This window comes from Candidatus Paceibacter sp. (genome assembly GCA_013360865.1).
In the GTDB taxonomy this organism is placed as follows: domain Bacteria; phylum Patescibacteriota; class Minisyncoccia; order UBA9983; family UBA9983; genus SURF-57.
The window spans coordinates 1-17,417 of the sequence record JABWAS010000002.1; the positions used below are offsets into that span (position 1 = coordinate 1).

Sequence of the window (17,417 nt, forward strand, 5' to 3'; positions counted from 1 at the left end):
GGCTAACAAAGCCCCCTCGGACAGCTTTTTTCTTAAAACACCGTCTTCCATCAATCTGGCCATGGCTTCCTCCAGTTCGATTTTGCCGCCGACAGGAACAACCAATCCGCTTTTTTCGTTTTCTATAAATTCTCCGGCACAGCCGACATCGGTCATTATAATCGGCAAACCGAAACTGGCCGCTTCCACTACCGCCATCCCCCAGCCCTCGTAATTGGAGGTGAGCAAAAAAGCGTCGGCCTGATTATAAAACTCTTCCGGATTTTTTTGCCAGCCAAACAATTTTATATTATTTTCCAATTTACCATTCGCTATTTGCCATTCGCAACTTGCTCTTTCGGGTCCGTCGCCGACAATCCACAATTCCGCGTTCGGATATTTTTTCACCACTTCCGCCATCGCGCCGATTTGCAAACCGATATTCTTTACTGGCACTAATCTGCCCACCGTCAGAAATATAAATTTGTCATTTTCCGTTTTGATTTCAACAGATTTTATATTTGAGACCTGCCTGCCGGTAGGCAAGGTTTGAGATCTGAGATTTACATTTATCGGCGCCACCGTTATTTTTTCCTCCCCTACTCCAAACTCGCTTATCAGTTGTCTTTTTAGCCTTTGACTCACGCACCTGACGGCGTCGGCTCTCGGTATTACAAATCCGGCAATCATTTTTCTCAAGCCGGAGTATTTTTCAAACCCGTGTATTTGCAACTCCAACCCCGTTTTGAACTTCCGCGCCAGAAATAATCCAAGCAAAGCCAGATAATACTGATCCTGGACGGTAATCACGTCAATTTTTTCTTCCTTCAGCAATTTTCTTGCCGCGCGACAGACGTTTGCCAATTTAAAAACCCGGCTTCGCTCTCCGGCGCCATAAACAAAAACTTTTTCCGAAATCTTTGCCTCTTTTTTGTCTTTACCTGGCGCGACGACAAAATAACCGTCAACCAAATTGCCGTATTCGGCGATTCTTTTCGCCGTTTTTGATTCCGGGTCCAAAACGGAATTATCCAGGCTTAAATTTAATATTTTCATTTTGAAATCATCGCGTTTAAAACGCGCTCCGTTTCTTCCAGCATTCTTTCCCTGGTAAATTCTTTTATTTTCATTTTGGCGTTTTGCGCCAGCTGCCACCGGGCAGCGCTGTCGCCGCAAAGCCTTATCATGTTTTCCTTTAGCGCTTCATTGTCCCCGACCGCAATAAGCGCTCCGTTTTCCCCGTTCTCAACCAGTTCGACGTTCCCGCCGGCGTCAGTGGTAAGAACAGGTATCTCCATAGCCATCGCCTCCATCAGCAGATGAGAAAATCCCTCGTAGCCCGTGTTTAAAACAAACAAATCCCCTGCTTCAAGGTAATCCAGCAGCAATTTCCGTTCTACCCTGCCGGTCAAAACAACCCGATTTTCCAATCCGAGTTTTTTTATCTGCTCCTCGATTTTTTGTTTCTCCGGACCATCTCCGATTATTACAAGCCGGATGTCGGGAATTTTTTTGGCAACCTCCGGCACGACGCCGACAAGCTCTTTGAAACCCTTCCACGGCACCAGCCGCCCGGCGGAGACGACGACTATTCCGGACATATCCATTTTTTTCCTCAGCTTGCCTTTGCTTGCCTGACGTTCCGGAAACTCAAATGAGTTGTAGACCACTGTTATCTTTTTTTCTTTCACCCCCCACTTCATCACTATACCTTTTAAATACTTGCTCGGAACTATCACCTCCTTCGCTCTTTTGGCCGCCATGGACTGAATTTTTTTCAGCAGACTCACGCGGAAGGAATATTTTTTTACCACGAATTCATCCAGCGGATCATTGACTCCGAATCTTTGGCAGGATTGCTCCCAGGCGTAATCGCCCACGACCTTCAAAATATATTTTTTACCCCGCAACAGGCAGGCCAGCATCGTCGGCAAACCTTCGCTGACCGGCCCCTGCGCGTAGACGACATCTGCCCATTTGGCAAGCCTGTAAACAGCAAAAAAATATTTCAGATATCTAAATACGAGATTCTGCTCTTTGCCGACAATATGAACACCTTCATTCTTTTCCGATTTTTTATTTTTTAGTTTTGAGTCCCCGTAAGTGACAATCTTTACTTCCCATCCAGACTTAGGCAATTCTTCCAGCAGCAGCTTGGCGTACGTGGCCGGGCCGCCGATCTCGGGCGGAAATATCCCACTACAAATCAATATTTTCTTTTTTACTTCCATAATTTCAAAAATATATCCTTCATTCTCGCGGCGACGCTTTCCCAAGGATACTTTTCCACGACCAGCCGCCTGCCGTTCTCCGCTATTTTAGCGGCCAGTTCCTTGTTTTCCAAAAGCGTTTTTATTTTATCGGCCAAATCGTCCGGGTTGTCAATCGCCGCCAATAACCCTGTTTCTCCATCCTTTAAAAAATCAACGATGCCACCTGCCGGCGTACCAATAACAGGCAACCCGGCCCCCATCGCCTCCAAAAAAGAGCTGCCCAAGCCTTCCGTCCTGGAAGCTCGTACGAACATATCGGCTTGGTTTAAATATTCCGGAATTTTTTCCGGATCCACATGACCTAAAAATTTTACAATATCTTCAACCCCTAATTCCTTCGCCAAATCTTTCAACTTTTTTTCCTCCGGCCCCGCGCCAAGGATTTGAATTACGAATGAAGAATCAGGAATTAAGGCTTTTAACCTTGCCGCCGCTTTAATGAGAATGTCCACTCCGTTTTTATGCACTAGCCTGGAGGTAGTAATTATAATTTTTTTACTCTCTACATCAAGGACCGACCTTGATGCCGGCATCAAGGTCGGTCCTTGATGTTTCTCCAAGCTTACTCCATTCGGCACCACTTCAATTTTATCCGTTTTTATCCCAATCTCCTTCGCCCAGTCGGCCAAAAAATTGCTTATCGCCTGGACATGATCGGCGCGCTTGAAAATACCCCTGAAAAACGGATTAAGGATAAATTTTAAAATCCCCATTCTTTTTTCCGGATAATCCAAATTATCCCCCTCCTGCAATGTCAGCAAAAATTTAACTTTGGGATTAAAAAATTTAAAAAAGAGAGCGGCAAATCCGGCGCGGTTGGCCATAATAGACCAAACGACGTCGTGTTTGTTTTTCCTGTTCAGTCTTAACCCTTTACAGAAAGCCAGAAACGGAAACAATAATTTTCCGCCGCCGATTCTGTAAACATTCACATTGCCTATTTTTTCAAATTTTGGTCGGTTTTTATCAAAACGGAGCGTGACTAAGTCCCAGCCAAAATCTTCTATTCTGTCCGTAATTTCTTTAACCGCCAATTCCGCCCCGCCCACAAACGGAACATAAGCCATAGAAAAAATCAGTGCCCGTTTTTTGCCCAATTTAGGGCTGTCTTTATAAAAATCCATAAATATGCTATATTGTCAATGATACACCAAAATAACCCAAAAATCAATGAAAAAAGTCCTGTTTATTATCACCAAATCCGTATGGGGCGGCGCGCAAAAATACGTGCATGACATAGCCGTAAATCTGCCCAAAGATAAATTTCAAGCGGCGGTGGCTGGCGGCGGAAGCGGCCCGATGGCCGATAAAATAAAGGCGGAAGGTTTGCCATATTTTGAAATTAAAAACTTCCAGCGTAATGTAAATATTTTGAAGGAATTTCTAGCCTTTTTTGAAATTATTAAAATCCTATTCAGAGAGAAACCGGACATTGTCCACGTTTCCAGCTCCAAAGCCGGCGGCGTGGCGGGGCTGGCGGTCGTTGTTTACTCCGCTTTGAGGCGGGCAAGTTCATTTTTCCATCAAGGACATAACGGGAATGATTCCAAAACGAACTTGCCCGCCTCTTCGCCTTCAAAACCATTGGCTGTTTTTACCGTTCACGGCTGGGCTTTTTTGGAAGACCGACCAGATTGGCAAATACGACTCATCAAATTTGCCAGTAAAATTACTTGCCTGTTCTACGACAAAATAATCTGCGTTTCCCGAAACGATTACAACGAAGCGCTAAAAAATAAAATCGCGCCGGGAAAAAAACTTTTTGTCATTCACAACGGAGTTAAACCGGAAGACTATAATTTTGAAGAAAGAACGGAAAAAGAATTCGTCGTCGGCACCATCGGCGAAGCGGCTAAAAACAAAGGCCACGCCTATCTGACGGAGGCGGCTAAAATTGTTCCCGGAATTAAATTAAATATAATCAGCAACATTCCAAACGCCGCGCGTTATCTCAAAAACTTCGACATCTTTGTTCTGCCGTCCATAAAAGAAGGTTTGCCTTATGTGATTTTGGAAGCGGGCTTGGCCGGTTTGCCGGTCGTAGCCTCAAACATCGGCGGTATTCTGGAAATAATAGAGGACGACAAAAACGGCCTACTCGTCCCGCCGGCTGATCCGGAAGCGCTGGCCCGCGCCATAAAAAAATTGGTTGAAGACAAAACCCTGCGCGAAAATCTGGCCAAAAATCTTCACGAAAAGATAACCAAAGAATTTTCGTTGGAGAAAATGCTAAGCGCCACCGTCGCGGCGTACAAGAAACAGTCCTCCTCCGCCGAAAATCCCCAGTCCAAGGCTTAAATAAAGCCATTTCTTCCAGCCGGAACCCGGATTTCCTCTTTCTCCGGCGGCGTAAATAATGTTAGCGGCTTGATTTTCTGGCGGCGATGTTGATGCTCCAAAGCCGACAACCGTTGCCGGCTTTTGGTTTTTGTTGACAAAATTTACTGATGAAATATTTTTCGCCGGAGAAATTGAACTTATATTGACGTTCGATGTCGATATAGGCACGCCCTGCGGAATAGCATGAAGATTAGATTGAGATTGCGAGGGTGTTTCGCGAAGCGAGAAAGAAAATGCGATCGAACCGCTAGGGTATAACAGCTCCGCCGTTTGTCCGGCGCCAATTTTTATTTTTGAAACGTCGGAAGATAAAGTCAGGGTTGCTCCGGCGCCAATAAAAGAATTGGCCGGAAATGTAAAAATATTTTGCCCTGATTTTACAAACCAGCCGGAAACGTCCACTTCCGCGTCAGAACCGTTTTTAAATTTTATAAATTCACCGCCGGCTTCAATTATCTCAAGTTTACTCGGAACGATTTTTACGTTTACCCTGTCGGAAGCGGAATACTGGCCGGAAGCGACGTCCAGCACGGCTATGTATTCCCCGGGATATTTGTAAAAATGTCTTACGTTTTTTCCTTCGGCGAAAGAGCCGTCGCCGAAGTTCCATAAATACCTGGCGTTTTCCAAAGGTTCTTCCTTAAACCCCAGCGCCGCGCCTTCAAACAACACTCCGGCGCCGGCGACTCCGCTTTTATTCCCGCCGGCGTTGGCGTAAATTCGCGGTTCAACCGGCCAGGCTACAGCGACTGAACCGGATTGGCTTGTCTGGCCGGAAAAAAAACTTGAGGCTTGAGCCACTCCTGAGGCCGCCGAAGAAGCTTGAACCGAGGACTGGCCGCCGGAAGCGTTGGCAGCTTTTGGAGTGGCGGCGGCCGTAATCCAGCCGCCGTCCGCTTTCTGCATAGTTAATTTGGCGGCGTTGTCGCCCGCCGGCCACTTGCTTCCGGCGTCAACGCGGTCAACTTCCGTCCCTTCTTTGTCTTTTAAAATCAAAACTTCACCATCGTTGGAAAGGGCGCCGGTGTAGATGGCATCCGCCTTTACTTCCGGAACCGACGAGTCGTCTGTTCTTTCCAGCAAATAAAATCCACTAGCGGGAATAGTCTTAACAGCCGCGCTGGAAAAATCAATTTCCGGCGAGCCGTCGGCCGCTTTCAGTGTCCAACCGTTTAAATCAACTTCGGAGTTGCCGTTGTTGTACAACTCCAGCCACTCGTTGTTCGCGGAAACGGCCGTCCCCATCCAGGCAACCTCGTTTATCACAACCGCCGCTTTCGCGAAACAAGGCGCCGCTAACAAAACCGCCATTAGAATAAGCGTTACAAAAGAGAAAGATGACTTTTTCATTGGACTAGCCGAATTTAATTTTATCGCCGGGCTTTAAAATTTTTTCCCCGTTTTTTCCTTTATTTTCCGACTCGTTGTTTCCTTTTGTCCCGATATTGACCGCCGCCTCGTTTTTCTTTCCATGTTCTTCGTCCGCGCGTTCCTCTGACGGTCCGGCAACCTCTTCGTTGTCTTCCTCGTAATATCCTTCTTCGTAATCGTCCTGGTGGCTGCTACCGCCGCCTCCCAAACCAGCGAGAGAAATTCCGGGGTCTTTTTCTTCCGGCTCGTCTTCTTTTTTATCGCCTATGGCCTCGTCAATTATTTTTTTCAACTCGTCCAGTTTCGGCTCGGCTTTTTTCCTCTTTTCCAGATCGTTTAGCGACATAGCCGCTTCAACATCCTGTCTTTTTTTAAATCCGGAGCCGAGCGTCCTTATTTCGCCTCCGCCGCCGAAAGCCGGAAACCTTTCTTTTGCCCGCGGAGCCTGCTGCGACTGCGGCGCGGGTCGGTGGGTTTTGCAATAAATCGCCCGCTTGCCATCCGGTTGGAAAGGGACATACGTTTTTTTGCCGCAAACGGAGCAGTGCGCTTCGTAAACCTGAGGTTTGGCTTCCCGTCCGGCGGACGGATGAGGTATGGAACGCCGCACCTGCGGGGCAGTTTTTTCCGCCTTCAACTCTTCGGCCAGCTGGGCGTGCCACTCGGCTATCTTTTCCTCCACTTCCTGGCGCGAGGAGGCGTATTTGGCCCTGGAGGATTCAATTATTTCTTCTTCGCGCGGTTCGACTTTGACCTGGATGGGCGGCAAAGTCGCGGCGGAAAACGGCCTTGAGGCCATTCCGTCTATCATCAGCTTCAGATAAATGCTGCCAAAGCCGAGGCTGACTATGTCCTGCACGTCAAACTCCGGCGCGAATTCTTTTTCCAGCACTTCGGCGTCGTAAGCGCCGACGCGGAAAGTTATCAGAGTTCCCACGTTGCCGACGACGGCGTCTCTGACGCTGTCGTCCATCTGCGCTATGTATTGATGGGCCAAAATGAGGTTAAGGCGGTATTTCCTGGCTTCCGACAAAATATCTTTGAAGGATTCGTTGGCGAAGTTCTGGAACTCGTCCACGAAGAGATTGAAGTCCTGCCTGTCTTTCTCCGGCACGTCCACGCGGCTCATCGCCGCCAGATAAATTTTGGTAATCAGCATGGCGCCGATAAGCCTGGAGTTTTCTTCGCCGATACGGCCCTTGGACAAATTCATCAGAAGTATTTTCTTCTGGTCCATTATTTCCCTCAAGTCAAACGAAGATTTGGGCTGGCCGACGATGTTTCTGATTATCGGGTTGGAGATGAACTGACCGACTTTGTTCTGAATGGCGGCGCCCGCTTCCGTCATAAACCTCTCCGAATATTTTGAAAACTCGTCAATCCAAAAAGCTTTGACGACCGGGTCGGTTATTTTGGAAATGACTTCGTCTCTGTATTTTTTATCCGAGAGCATCCGGTTAATGCCTAGGAGCGTGGAGTCCGGATATTCCAGCAAGGCCAGGATACAGTTGTTTAAAATATATTCCATTCTGGGCGACCAGACGTCCGGCCAGATTTTTTTAAACACGCCGAGCAAACCGTTGGCCACCAGGTGCCGCTGTGTCGGGTCAACGTTTTCCATCACGTTAAAAGCGATGGGCCAGTCCAGGTCGTGCGGGGCGAAATACAAAACGTCTTCCACGCGCTCCTTCGGGATGAATTTGAGCATTTTTTCGGCGAAATCTCCGTGCGGGTCAACAATACCCACGCCTTCTCCCGCCACGATGTCCTGGATGGCCATGTTTTCCAGCAAGGTCGTTTTCCCCACGCCGGTCTTGCCGATGATGTACATATGGCGCGATCTGTCCCTGCGCTTAATGCCGAATTTCTTGCGCTCGTTGCGGAAGTTCGTCTCGCCGAAATAGGTTATGTTGTTGTTAACGGTTTCAGCCATAAATTGGCTTAATTATAACCGAAAAATATTATTTATCCAACGCGCCAGTGGTGTATTTATTAGACGGGCTCCATAGGACCCAGGAATCCAGGCCTGAGTCATAGACGGCCTGCTTTTGTTTGCGAATCATAGCCGCGTCGTAGGTCGCCCCCAGGTTAAAGTCCTGCAGCCACGGCCTTAATTTGCTTGGCGTGGAAGAAGCGGCAACCAATCTTTCGGCGGCTCTGCTCATTCCCAGTTTTATAATCTCGTAAGGATGGGCGGCCGGGTTCTGGTAGCCGTTGTACCCCTTCGGGTAATGGGACGGGTAAACCATCGGCATAATGTAGTCAAAATACGGTTCGGCTTTTTCCAAAACCTGTCCAATGTTGAGGTCGTCGGTGTTGACGGTGACCATCCCGAACAAATCCGCTGACTTCGGAATATTAACATCGGCCAGTTCCTCATCCAAATAAATGAAAAATTCTTCCAGCAAATCAGATTTAGCGATACTGGGGTTGCAAAGATTGTATTTGATGTCCTTCATATTGCCGTCGGAAGGAAATCTTATGTAATCAAAATTAAGTTCGTCAAATCCGGCGGCTTCCGCTTCCCGGCCGATGGCGGCCACGTACTTCCACGCTTCGCGCGAGCACGGGTCAAGCCAGACGGCGCCTTTGTAGTCTTTCCAGACGGTTTTACCGTCGTTTTTTTTGACGGCTAAATCGGGCCGCAAACCGACCATATACGGGTCCTGGAAGGCGGCGATCCTGGCGACGGCGTAAATATTTTTGCCGTGAAGGCGGTCTATCAGCTCTTTGACATCTGTTATTCTTTTTTCCGCCGCTCCTATTTTTTGCAGATACGGATCGGATACCTCAAAGGCTATTTTGCCGGTGTAATCTTTGACGTCTATGACCACTGTGTTCAGCTCCGTTTCCTCAATCAGTTTAATCAGTCCTTCTCTTAAATCTTTTCTGGAGGCGATCCAGCTGGTCATATAAATTCCTTTTACGGCCTCCGGCGTTTTTACATGAAGCGGCTTTTTAACCTCCTTTTCCAGATCCTGGGTGACGGACTCTCCGGAATAAGCCAGGTATTCATAATGGCCGGGACCTTCCGGCCAGAAAAATTTATGGCCGGAAAAAGAAAAAACGCCGACGGCGGCCGCAAGAATAAAAAAAATCTTAAATTCCCTCAAAACCATTCTTCCGGCGTTTCCAAAAGGCATTTTTATTTTTTATGTTTAATTTAATTTTGGATTATCTCCGTTCCCGAAGTTTTGTTTTCCGCGTAAATATTTTCTGAAATTTTTTTGCTAATTTTTCTCCGCGCTATTTCCCTCAGCGAAACAAAACAGATTGTGAGTCCCATCACGACAATCGTCCAGGTCTTTATTTCCGCCGTCGGGCCGATAAGGCTCGTGAAGATTATGGCGGCGGACAAAATTGATATTACCCAATGCTTCATCATTGCAGTATTCTACATCACAATTATTTCTTCTTCCAGTTCATAACCGAATTTTTCTTTCACTTTTCCTTTGCATAGCCTTATCAGTTCCTTCACGTCACCGGATGTGGCGCCACCCATGTTGACGATGTAGTTGCCGTGCTGTACCGGAATTTCCGCCCCGCCGACTCTGGTGCCCTTGATACCGCACTGGTCCACCAGCTTGCCGATGGAGGCCACCAAATCGCCGTTCTCTTTCTTGATGTTCTTGAACACGCAACCGGCCGAGGGGCGCGGCGGCACCTTGCCCGTTCTGGCCATAAGGATATTTTTTATTTCCTGCCTGGTCTTTTCCTTGTCCGATTTATCAAACTTCAAAACGACTTTCGTGATTATTTCCCTGTTGCCTATATGTTTGAATTTGCTCCGGCGATATTTGAAGCGGCACTCTTCTTTGGAATAATTTTTCACATTCCATTCGCCGGGTTTTTCCTCGGACAACACCTCCACGCTTTCCACCGCTTCCGAAACGGAACGGCCGTAAGCTCCGGCGTTTCCGTTGACGGCCCCGCCGATGGTGCCGGGAATTCCCACCGACCACTCCAGCCCGCTCAAGCCGTTGTCGGCGGAAAAGTTCATAACTTGGCTAAGCAGAACGCCGGCTCCGGCAACGACCCTTTCCCCATCAAGACTTATTCCGCCGATGTTTACTTTGATAATCACGCCGCCAAAGCCTTTGTCGTTGAAAAGTATATTGCTGCCGCCGCCCAGAATAAAAAAAGGCAGCTTCTTGTCCTCGGCCAATTTTACCGCTTCTAGAATTTCTTCACTGCTTTTGGCGACGGCAAAATATCCGGCCGGTCCGCCGATTCTGAAGGTGCAGTGCTTGGACAACGATTCGTTTTGTTTTATTTCCAACATAAATTTTGCGGATACGGGGAATCGAACCCCGATCTGTTGCTTGGGAAGCAACCATTCTGCCACTAAACTATATCCGCGTTATTTTGTCTGCTTGGGAAATTCACCCCGTACAATTCTTATTGTATGGGGCAAGCGTTCCCCGCCCGCAACGCCAGCAAGACAACTTGCTTGGCTTGCGTGGCGGGCGGGTGCCACTAAACTAATTCCGCTGTTCGTCAAAACCAGCTTTTTACGCTCCGCCATATTTTCCCAAAAAAACCCACATCTTCTCCGCCGGATATTTTAACATTTTCCTCTTTTTTATCCAGGATTACCACCAGTTTTTCGTCCCGTTTTCCGATGTTGAATTTTTTCCGCAATTCTTCTTCCGCGCCGTCCGCGTTTTGCAGCCGCGCGATTTCACGCTCCAGTTCTTCTTTTTCTTGTTCCAAAGAGGAAAGATTGCCCCGGACCCGCGCCGCGTTTTCTCCCACCGCCCTGCCCTTCAGGTAAATTTTTACCGTGGAGTAGACAAGAAAAACAAACAGCGCCGCCAGCAGCGCGAAAGCCCAGTTGGAGTAAATCCGTTTTTTGATTTTTTTCTTTTCTTGATATTCGCGCATCGTTGAATTAAGATAATGTTATGTTCAACAAAACTCACAGCCAAAAAAGAAGGCATCGAATAATCTGGATGATTATCAGCATTATCGCGGCCTTGGGCATGGTAGTTTCTCTTATTCTGCCGATGTTCGCGTAGTCTTATTTCCCCTGCATCATCTTTATAAACACATCCTGCGGGATGTCCACGCTGCCTCGGCCCAGCTTCTTCAGCTTTTCCTTGCCTCGTTTCTGTTTCTGCCACAATTTCATTTTTCTCGTCCTGTCGCCGCCGTACAGATAGCCGGTGACGTCTTTCTTCAACGGGGCGATGGAGCGCGCCGCCAGTATTCTGCCCAGCGCCTTGGCCTGTATTTTTATCGTAAACAACGCGCGCGGAATCAGCTCTCTTAATTTTTCCACCGCGTCTTCGGCGTCCTTCTGCACTTTGTTACGGCTGACGATTCGGGAAAAGGCCGGCACGATTTCCTCGGCTATCCAGATGTCCAGCTTCACGATACTCCCTTTGGGTACCTCCCGCAACCCGGTTATTTTATAACTTAACGAACCGTAGCCGGCGGTGGCGCTTTTAAGCTCGTCAAAAAAATTTCTCATCAGTTCTCTAAGCGACATCTTCACCCCTACCACCGTTCTTCTTTGGCCGAACTGTTCCATCTCTCCCACTTCCGCCTCGTGTTCATGGAGAATTTGCATCAGCGGGCCGATTTTGTCGGGCGGCACCATTATCTGCATCTCCACCCACGGCTCGTAAAGCTTAACGATAAGATGTTCCTCCGGAAAAAACACTGGCGAGTAAATGTCTTTTTCTTTGCCGTCGGTAAACAATATCCGGTAAGTGGTGGTCGGGACGGCCACTATCAATTTAAGATTAAATTCCCGTTTCAGCCTTTCCGCTATTATTTCCATGTGCAGCATACCCAGAAATCCGCAGCGAAAGCCCCGCCCCAGCGCCCCGCTGGATTCTTCTTCAAAAGAGATGGAGCTGTCGGTCAGCTTCAGCCTCTCCAGCGCCTGCCTTAAATTATCCAGCTCGTCCTGCGATTCGGGGTAAACGCTGGCCCACACCACCGGCTTCGGCTGCATGTATCCGGCCAAAGGCGGCAGAGGATTGGCGGCGGAAACGATGGAATCTCCCACCGCGCCGACGCTGGCTTTTTTGATGTTGGTGATGATATAGCCTATCTCTCCGGCGGACAGCTCTTTGGCCGCTTTTCTCTGCGGCGAAAAAGTGCCCACTTCGGAGGCGACGAACCTTTCCCCGGCCTGGGAAAACAAAAGTTCGTCGCCCTTTTTTATCGTCCCGTCCGTCACCCGCACGTACACTATTATCCCCTGGTGCTCCGAGTACTCAAAATCAAAAACCAGCGCCCGCGGACTGTCTTTAAATTCGTATTTCGGCGGAGGCACCCGTTTGACTATTTCCTCCAACAAAGCGTCAACGCCCAGTCCGGTTTTGCCGGAGATTTGCAGTATTTCGCTTTCCTCACAGCCCAAAAATTCAACGATTTCTTTTTTTGATTCCTCAATTCTGGCCGTGGGCAAATCTATTTTGTTCAAAACGGGAATAATTTTAAGGCCAAGCGATTTGGCCATCTCCACGTTGGTGATGGTCTGCGCCTGCACGCCCTGCGTGGCGTCCACGAGCAAAACGGCGCCTTCCACCGCCTTCAGCGCCCGCGAAACTTCGTAATTGAAGTCAATATGGCCGGGAGTATCTATCAGATTCAAAATAAATTTTGAATCTGAAGAATTATGAATCATGAATTTAGAATCAAGGTTTTTTGATTCGTTATTCTTAATTCGTAATTCGTAATTCATCCGGACCGGTTGCATTTTTATAGTTATTCCCCTTTCCCGTTCCAGCTCCATGCTGTCCAGAACTTGCTCCTGCATTTTCCTTTTTTCTATGGTATTGGTCACCTCCAAAAGCCGGTCAGCCAGCGTGGACTTGCCGTGGTCAATGTGGGCGATAATGGAAAAGTTTCTGATTCGTCCGACATTTGCCCCGTTAGATGTCTGTGGTGATTCTTGCATGGTAATTATTTGCTCCCAATAGAAACGCTTCTTACTTGGATTAAACAAGCAAGAAACATCTAATGGGGTCAGCTCCAGCTTAGCAAAAATCCGCGCAAATTCCAGCTATTATAGTAATTCAAGAAATTCTTCCTTTGACATCTTCGCGTCTTCAATGATTGCTTTTAACAAAGGCTTTTTGATTGTTTTACCAAAATGAACGGGCACAACCGTTCTTACCTTTCTTTCGGGGTGAACCAAGATTAAATGACTGCCTTTTTGGCGGTCTTCAACAAACCCCGCTTTCTTTAAAGCCTTAACGACTTTTTTGGAATTAAGAGCGGGGAGATATTTCATATTTTAAAGGCTCCTTGCCAGAACTTTAACTTCGCCCGAAAAGGTTTTTTCTTCTATGGGGAAATTTTCTCCGTGTTCGGCCAAACTTTCCAGATACAATTCAATCGCTTCCTTGATGTTCATTTCGGCTTCTTCCAAAGTGTCTCCTTGCGAGTGGCAGCCAGGCAGAAATGGCGCGAAAGCCACATAGCCGCCCTCCGGGTCGGTTTGGTAAAAAACCGTGTAAGACAATGTTTTTTTATTCGCGTTTTTCATAACCAAACTAATCTTAGCAATATTTGGCAAGAGAGGCAAGAATCTAAATCAAAACGCAAATATCAAAAATAAAAATGACAATTTAAAATGGAAAAAACTTTCTTAAATTATTTTTTAAATTTTTCTTTGTCGTTTTGCATTTTGCATTTTAAAATTATTGGATGACTGACTCCGAACCCGCCTCCACTGAACTGGATTCGGAGCTTGCCGCCGATGACGCTTCCGGTAATGAGGATGACGAGATAGCCGCTTCCGACGATAATGACTCCGCCGCCGATGAGGAGCTTAATGACTCGGAACTGGACGAGGAACCGGCGGAACTCTCGGATGAACTCTGGTTATAATTTGAACTTTGGCTTGATGAAGACGATACCGCGGAACTTGAGCTTGATGATGACGCCGAAGAAGCGACATCCGATGTCGCTTCTGGCGAATTGAAGACTTTTTTGAACTGTTCCTCCGTCACGCACACGCCGCCGACGCACAACTTTTCCGTCCTTATTTCTTTGGTTATGAGCAGACCGTTTTCGTCTATGCTCCAATTGGCAGAGCCGATGATGGCGCGGACATTCTCAATGTTTTTGCCGCCCATATCAAGAATGTAGTTTGATTTTATCCCGCCCGTTTGGCCGTCTATCGTCCAGCCGTCAAACAAACCCGCCTCCCCTTTCGCCAGCTTCTGAATTTGAGGGTCAAGTTTAGCCTGGCCGAATTTTACGAAAGCCATTATCTTGCCGGTGGTGGAAGCGTTTCCGTCAAACGGCTCCAGGGCCACGGCCACCGAAACGTCTCCGTCGTTTGCCTTCATGCCCACGCCCGCCGCAGAAGAAACGGTAACCCTGTCGCCCGGCTCTATGGCGCCGTTTTCCGCGTTTACCTTCAGCGGAACCCTTCCGGAAAGCGCCACCGGCTTGAAGGCGGATTCCAAATTAAGGCCGGTGATGTCGCCCAGAAGAACGCCCGGCTTGGTGGAAATAATGCCTATAGCCGCGGCGGCATTGCCTTTGGCAGCCTTGACCACCGAACCGGCGAGCATGCCTTTCATCGCCTCCGCTTCGTCTTTGTACATTCCTTCCAGTTTGTTTTTGTCAGCGTCTTTTCTTTCTTTATTCGCGCCGGAAATAGACGACGCCACGGCGACGATGTCGCCCGCCTCAATGGAAGAGTCGGCGACCGGATAATTTTCCGCCACGTCGGAAGCGGTAAAGGTGGAAGAATCGCCGTAAACCGTGCCGGCGGTGAGCGCCGCCTGGCATTTGGCGGAGCCGTTGTTATCGGCGCAAATGGCGCCGTTGTAAACCTTGAGATCGCTTTGCGTCGCGCCGTTCCAAATGGTGGCGTTGCCGGAAACGGACAAGAAGCTCATCGGCGAAGTGGTGCCGATACCAACATTTCCATTTGCGTTGACTCTAAATAGTGAGCTGGTGGCATAAGCGGCAGAGGTGGAGGAGGCAATATCAAAAAGAGGAGTTTGAGATCCATAGGTGTTCAGGATGGATAGTTTTGCCCAAGGAGAGGTGGTGCCGATGACCACATTCACCGCGTCAGAGCCTGTGCCTCCCAAGACAATACTATTACTAGCGCCCACTCGGGCATTCTTGCCTATTGCCGTGATGTTCGTAAGGGCGGAAGTGCTTGCGACAGCTTCGCTTCTTGACGCTTGATAGCCGATAAAAGTGGCGTAGTTGTCAATGACGGAGCGTTGGTCTACTGTTGAACCATCTCCGTAGCCTGAATAATAGCCGAGACCAATATTGCCTGCGCCTGTGGTGTTAGAGAAAAAAGACCGATCTCCAACACCAACATTATAGTTCCCTGTGGTGTTGGAGTAGAGAGAATTCATACCATTGGCAGTGTTGGTTCTACCTGTAGTGTTGTTGTAGAGGGATTGATAACCATTAGCGGTGTTGTCATAACCTTCAGTGTTGGAGTAGAGGGAACGATAACCATTGGCGGTGTTGGAGTAGCCTGTGGTATTTAATTGCATAGTCTGATACCCAATAGCGACATTATTTTCCCCCGTTGAGTTTTGTTCTAAGGTTTGTTGACCTAAGGCTACATTATAGTTTCCTGTAGTATTATTTCTCATAGAATAAGAACCGAGGACAGTGTTGCTGACACCAGTGGTATTCCCTGTGAGAGCCAAATATCCTACGGCAGTATTTCTTCCCGTATTTGAAATCGTAGCGCTTCCTTTGAGAGCCTGGTAACCCAAAGCGGTGTTGTAAGAAGTGGAGGTGGCATTCCCCAGCGCCTGATAACCCACTCCCGTGTTGTAAAGACCTCCGCTCGCGTCAATGCTTGTCGGAGTTTGATACCCTATCGTCAAGTTGCCCGCTGATGTAGTTGATGAAGTGAGAAATCTTTGGTTGTTTTGATAGAAGAGAGTGTTAGAACCGAAGTTAAGCCCTGTTCCCGTGCCAGTAATAGACACCCCTCCCGCGAAAGTAGAAGTGGCGGTTGTGGAGGTGGCGTGGAAGTATTCGGCGACGACGGGACCCACTACCGACAATTTGGCGTAAGGAGAAGTGGTGCCGATGCCGACGAGGCCGCCGTTTACGGTAGAAATGTTTAAGTAAGGGATGGAAGAAGCGCTACCGGCTATGCTCCAGGCGTTGATGGCGCTGCCGGCAATAGTGGTGGTGGCTTTGTTGTTGAATACCAGCGCGCCGGCGTTGAAGGTTACCGTGTCGCCGATGGCGTCGCCCAGGGTGGCGGCGTTTTCAACGCTTAGGGTGGATATGGTGGTGTTGGACTGGTTGACGGTGCCGGTGGCCGTGAGGTTTCTCACGAAAACATCTCCTTCGGCGTCAACCAAAAATTTGACATTGTTGTTAACAGCGATGCCAAAGAGGTTGGAGTCGGCAACGGCGGAAGCGGGATTGATGACAAGCGGAGCGTCAAGGAAGCTGGAGTTGGCAGTGCCGGTATCCCAGACGGAGAAGGTGTGAGGAAGAGTCGGGGCTTTCGTAGCGAGAAGGCGGCCGGAGAAAGTGGAAGTGGCGGTGGTGGAAGTGGCGTGGAAAAAGGAAGAAACAATCTCGCCGACAACAGAAAGCGCCGCGTACGGCGACGACGTCCCCATGCCCAGATTGCCCGTCAGATTTCCTCCCGCTAAAGGCAGATAATTGGAAGCGGTGACGCCGTCCGGAATGTCGGCGTCGGTCAGGCCGCTGACGCCGGAAACAGTGGCGTTGGATATAGTAATTCCGGAGAGGTTGTCTATTTTGTTTGAGAGAGATATGGTCTGATAAGCGCCGGTGAACTGTCGGGAGGTCTGGGCGGCGAGATTGGAAATCTGATTGCTCAACCTCGTTTCCAAATCCGATATTTTGGCGTTGGTGAGCAAGGCCAAACCTTCCACGGATTTTGCCTGGCCGTTGCCGTTTTGAATTTCCGAAAGTTGATTGTTGAGTTTTACTATCTCTCCGGCGAAAAAGGCGGAGTTGGCGTTGAGGCGGGCGATGTCTTGCCTGTATTGGCCTTCGTTATTCTCCGCCGAAGTTAAAGCAGGCTTTTGATTGTTCTTTATTGTTGTGGTTGCCGCTACCGCCACGGAATTTTTTGGCGATGATAACGAAGAAACCGGTTTTGAGGCTGGGCTTGCCTGTTGGGCCAAAGCGGGAGAAGCGGCGATTTTGTCTTTAGGCAAATTTTCCGGCGCGTCTTTTTGATTTCGCGCTTCATCATCTGATGATTTTTGTTTTTCTTTGAATTTAAAAATGGAAACAACGGAGTCGGTAAAACCTTGGAAGAAAAAGCTCGCCGCCGAAACCAAAACATTGCCGCCGAAAGAATTATCGCGGATATTGTTTTTCTTTCCGGCGCTTTGATCCGGAGTTTCTTTTTCTTTAATTTTAATTTCGGCGTAGCCGTTTTGGATTTTGGAAAATTGTTCTTTAACGGAAATGGCGGCGGCGGCGAAATATCCGGAAACTTGTTCTTTATTT

The 17,417-nt window shown here is 48.4% G+C and carries 14 protein-coding genes and 1 tRNA gene; 1 reads left to right on the forward strand and 14 read right to left on the reverse strand.

The window, feature by feature from the left end:
- The 3 genes from HUT38_00265 to HUT38_00275 form a co-directional block, all read right to left on the reverse strand.
- The coding region (locus tag HUT38_00265; GenBank protein ID NUQ56923.1) for a glycosyltransferase at window positions 1-1,035 on the reverse strand (1,035 nt) is incomplete at its 3' end.
- A complete protein-coding gene (locus HUT38_00270; protein NUQ56924.1) occupies window positions 1,032-2,210 on the reverse strand; it encodes a glycosyltransferase family 4 protein in 1,179 nt (392 codons plus the stop codon). The genes HUT38_00270 and HUT38_00265, both read right to left, overlap by 4 nt.
- Window positions 2,201-3,376 (reverse strand): glycosyltransferase family 4 protein, encoded by a 1,176-nt coding sequence (locus HUT38_00275; GenBank protein NUQ56925.1) that lies wholly within the window; start codon window positions 3,374-3,376, stop codon window positions 2,201-2,203. Before HUT38_00275 ends, HUT38_00270 begins: the two co-directional genes overlap by 10 nt.
- A 46-nt stretch (window positions 3,377-3,422) precedes the next feature.
- Here HUT38_00275 and HUT38_00280 point away from each other — a divergent pair, with 46 nt between their 5' ends.
- Window positions 3,423-4,550 carry a glycosyltransferase family 4 protein gene (locus HUT38_00280; GenBank protein ID NUQ56926.1) on the forward strand — a complete coding sequence of 376 codons (1,128 nt, stop codon included), beginning with the start codon at window positions 3,423-3,425 and terminating at the stop codon, window positions 4,548-4,550.
- Here the strand turns inward: HUT38_00280 and HUT38_00285 are convergent.
- The 11 genes from HUT38_00285 to HUT38_00335 form a co-directional block, all read right to left on the reverse strand.
- Complete coding sequence (locus HUT38_00285) at window positions 4,482-5,942, reverse strand: lamin tail domain-containing protein (GenBank protein NUQ56927.1); 1,461 nt, start codon at window positions 5,940-5,942, stop codon at window positions 4,482-4,484. The genes HUT38_00280 and HUT38_00285 overlap by 69 nt on opposite strands.
- Before the next feature lie 4 nt (window positions 5,943-5,946).
- On the reverse strand, window positions 5,947-7,896 hold the full coding sequence (locus tag HUT38_00290; protein ID NUQ56928.1) for a type IV secretion system DNA-binding domain-containing protein: 1,950 nt from the start codon (window positions 7,894-7,896) through the stop codon (window positions 5,947-5,949).
- 28 nt (window positions 7,897-7,924) lie between these two features.
- Entirely contained in the window at window positions 7,925-9,106 is a 1,182-nt protein-coding gene (locus tag HUT38_00295; GenBank protein ID NUQ56929.1) for a hypothetical protein, read from the reverse strand.
- Window positions 9,107-9,126: 20 nt separating this feature from the next.
- Complete coding sequence (locus HUT38_00300; GenBank protein NUQ56930.1) at window positions 9,127-9,348, reverse strand: hypothetical protein; 222 nt, start codon at window positions 9,346-9,348, stop codon at window positions 9,127-9,129.
- A 9-nt stretch (window positions 9,349-9,357) separates the two neighbouring features.
- A complete protein-coding gene (gene murB / locus HUT38_00305) occupies window positions 9,358-10,245 on the reverse strand; it encodes a UDP-N-acetylmuramate dehydrogenase (GenBank protein NUQ56931.1) in 888 nt (295 codons plus the stop codon).
- Between the two features lie 6 nt (window positions 10,246-10,251).
- Window positions 10,252-10,322, reverse strand: a tRNA-Gly gene (locus HUT38_00310).
- Window positions 10,323-10,460: 138 nt separating this feature from the next.
- Window positions 10,461-10,847, reverse strand: coding sequence for a hypothetical protein (locus HUT38_00315; protein ID NUQ56932.1), 387 nt, complete (start codon window positions 10,845-10,847; stop codon window positions 10,461-10,463).
- 136 nt (window positions 10,848-10,983) lie between these two features.
- Entirely contained in the window at window positions 10,984-12,876 is a 1,893-nt protein-coding gene (gene lepA / locus HUT38_00320; protein NUQ56933.1) for an elongation factor 4, read from the reverse strand.
- A gap of 108 nt (window positions 12,877-12,984) precedes the next feature.
- Window positions 12,985-13,212, reverse strand: coding sequence for a type II toxin-antitoxin system HicA family toxin (locus HUT38_00325; GenBank protein ID NUQ56934.1), 228 nt, complete (start codon window positions 13,210-13,212; stop codon window positions 12,985-12,987).
- A 3-nt stretch (window positions 13,213-13,215) separates the two neighbouring features.
- Window positions 13,216-13,467 (reverse strand): type II toxin-antitoxin system HicB family antitoxin, encoded by a 252-nt coding sequence (locus HUT38_00330; GenBank protein ID NUQ56935.1) that lies wholly within the window; start codon window positions 13,465-13,467, stop codon window positions 13,216-13,218.
- A 154-nt stretch (window positions 13,468-13,621) separates the two neighbouring features.
- Window positions 13,622-17,245 carry a hypothetical protein gene (locus tag HUT38_00335; protein NUQ56936.1) on the reverse strand — a complete coding sequence of 1,208 codons (3,624 nt, stop codon included), beginning with the start codon at window positions 17,243-17,245 and terminating at the stop codon, window positions 13,622-13,624.
- Window positions 17,246-17,417 lie beyond the last annotated feature (172 nt).

Coding starts and splice junctions, on each gene's coding strand:
- HUT38_00290 (NUQ56928.1), bottom strand. CDS start 7,896: ATGGCTGAAACCGTTAACAACAACATAACCTATTTCGGCGAGACGAAC.
- HUT38_00300 (NUQ56930.1), bottom strand. CDS start 9,348: ATGATGAAGCATTGGGTAATATCAATTTTGTCCGCCGCCATAATCTTC.
- HUT38_00275 (NUQ56925.1), bottom strand. CDS start 3,376: ATGGATTTTTATAAAGACAGCCCTAAATTGGGCAAAAAACGGGCACTG.
- murB (NUQ56931.1), bottom strand. CDS start 10,245: ATGTTGGAAATAAAACAAAACGAATCGTTGTCCAAGCACTGCACCTTC.
- HUT38_00315 (NUQ56932.1), bottom strand. CDS start 10,847: ATGCGCGAATATCAAGAAAAGAAAAAAATCAAAAAACGGATTTACTCC.
- HUT38_00325 (NUQ56934.1), bottom strand. CDS start 13,212: ATGAAATATCTCCCCGCTCTTAATTCCAAAAAAGTCGTTAAGGCTTTA.
- HUT38_00280 (NUQ56926.1), top strand. CDS start 3,423: ATGAAAAAAGTCCTGTTTATTATCACCAAATCCGTATGGGGCGGCGCG.
- HUT38_00285 (NUQ56927.1), bottom strand. CDS start 5,942: ATGAAAAAGTCATCTTTCTCTTTTGTAACGCTTATTCTAATGGCGGTT.
- HUT38_00270 (NUQ56924.1), bottom strand. CDS start 2,210: ATGGAAGTAAAAAAGAAAATATTGATTTGTAGTGGGATATTTCCGCCC.
- HUT38_00330 (NUQ56935.1), bottom strand. CDS start 13,467: ATGAAAAACGCGAATAAAAAAACATTGTCTTACACGGTTTTTTACCAA.
- lepA (NUQ56933.1), bottom strand. CDS start 12,876: ATGCAAGAATCACCACAGACATCTAACGGGGCAAATGTCGGACGAATC.
- HUT38_00295 (NUQ56929.1), bottom strand. CDS start 9,106: ATGCCTTTTGGAAACGCCGGAAGAATGGTTTTGAGGGAATTTAAGATT.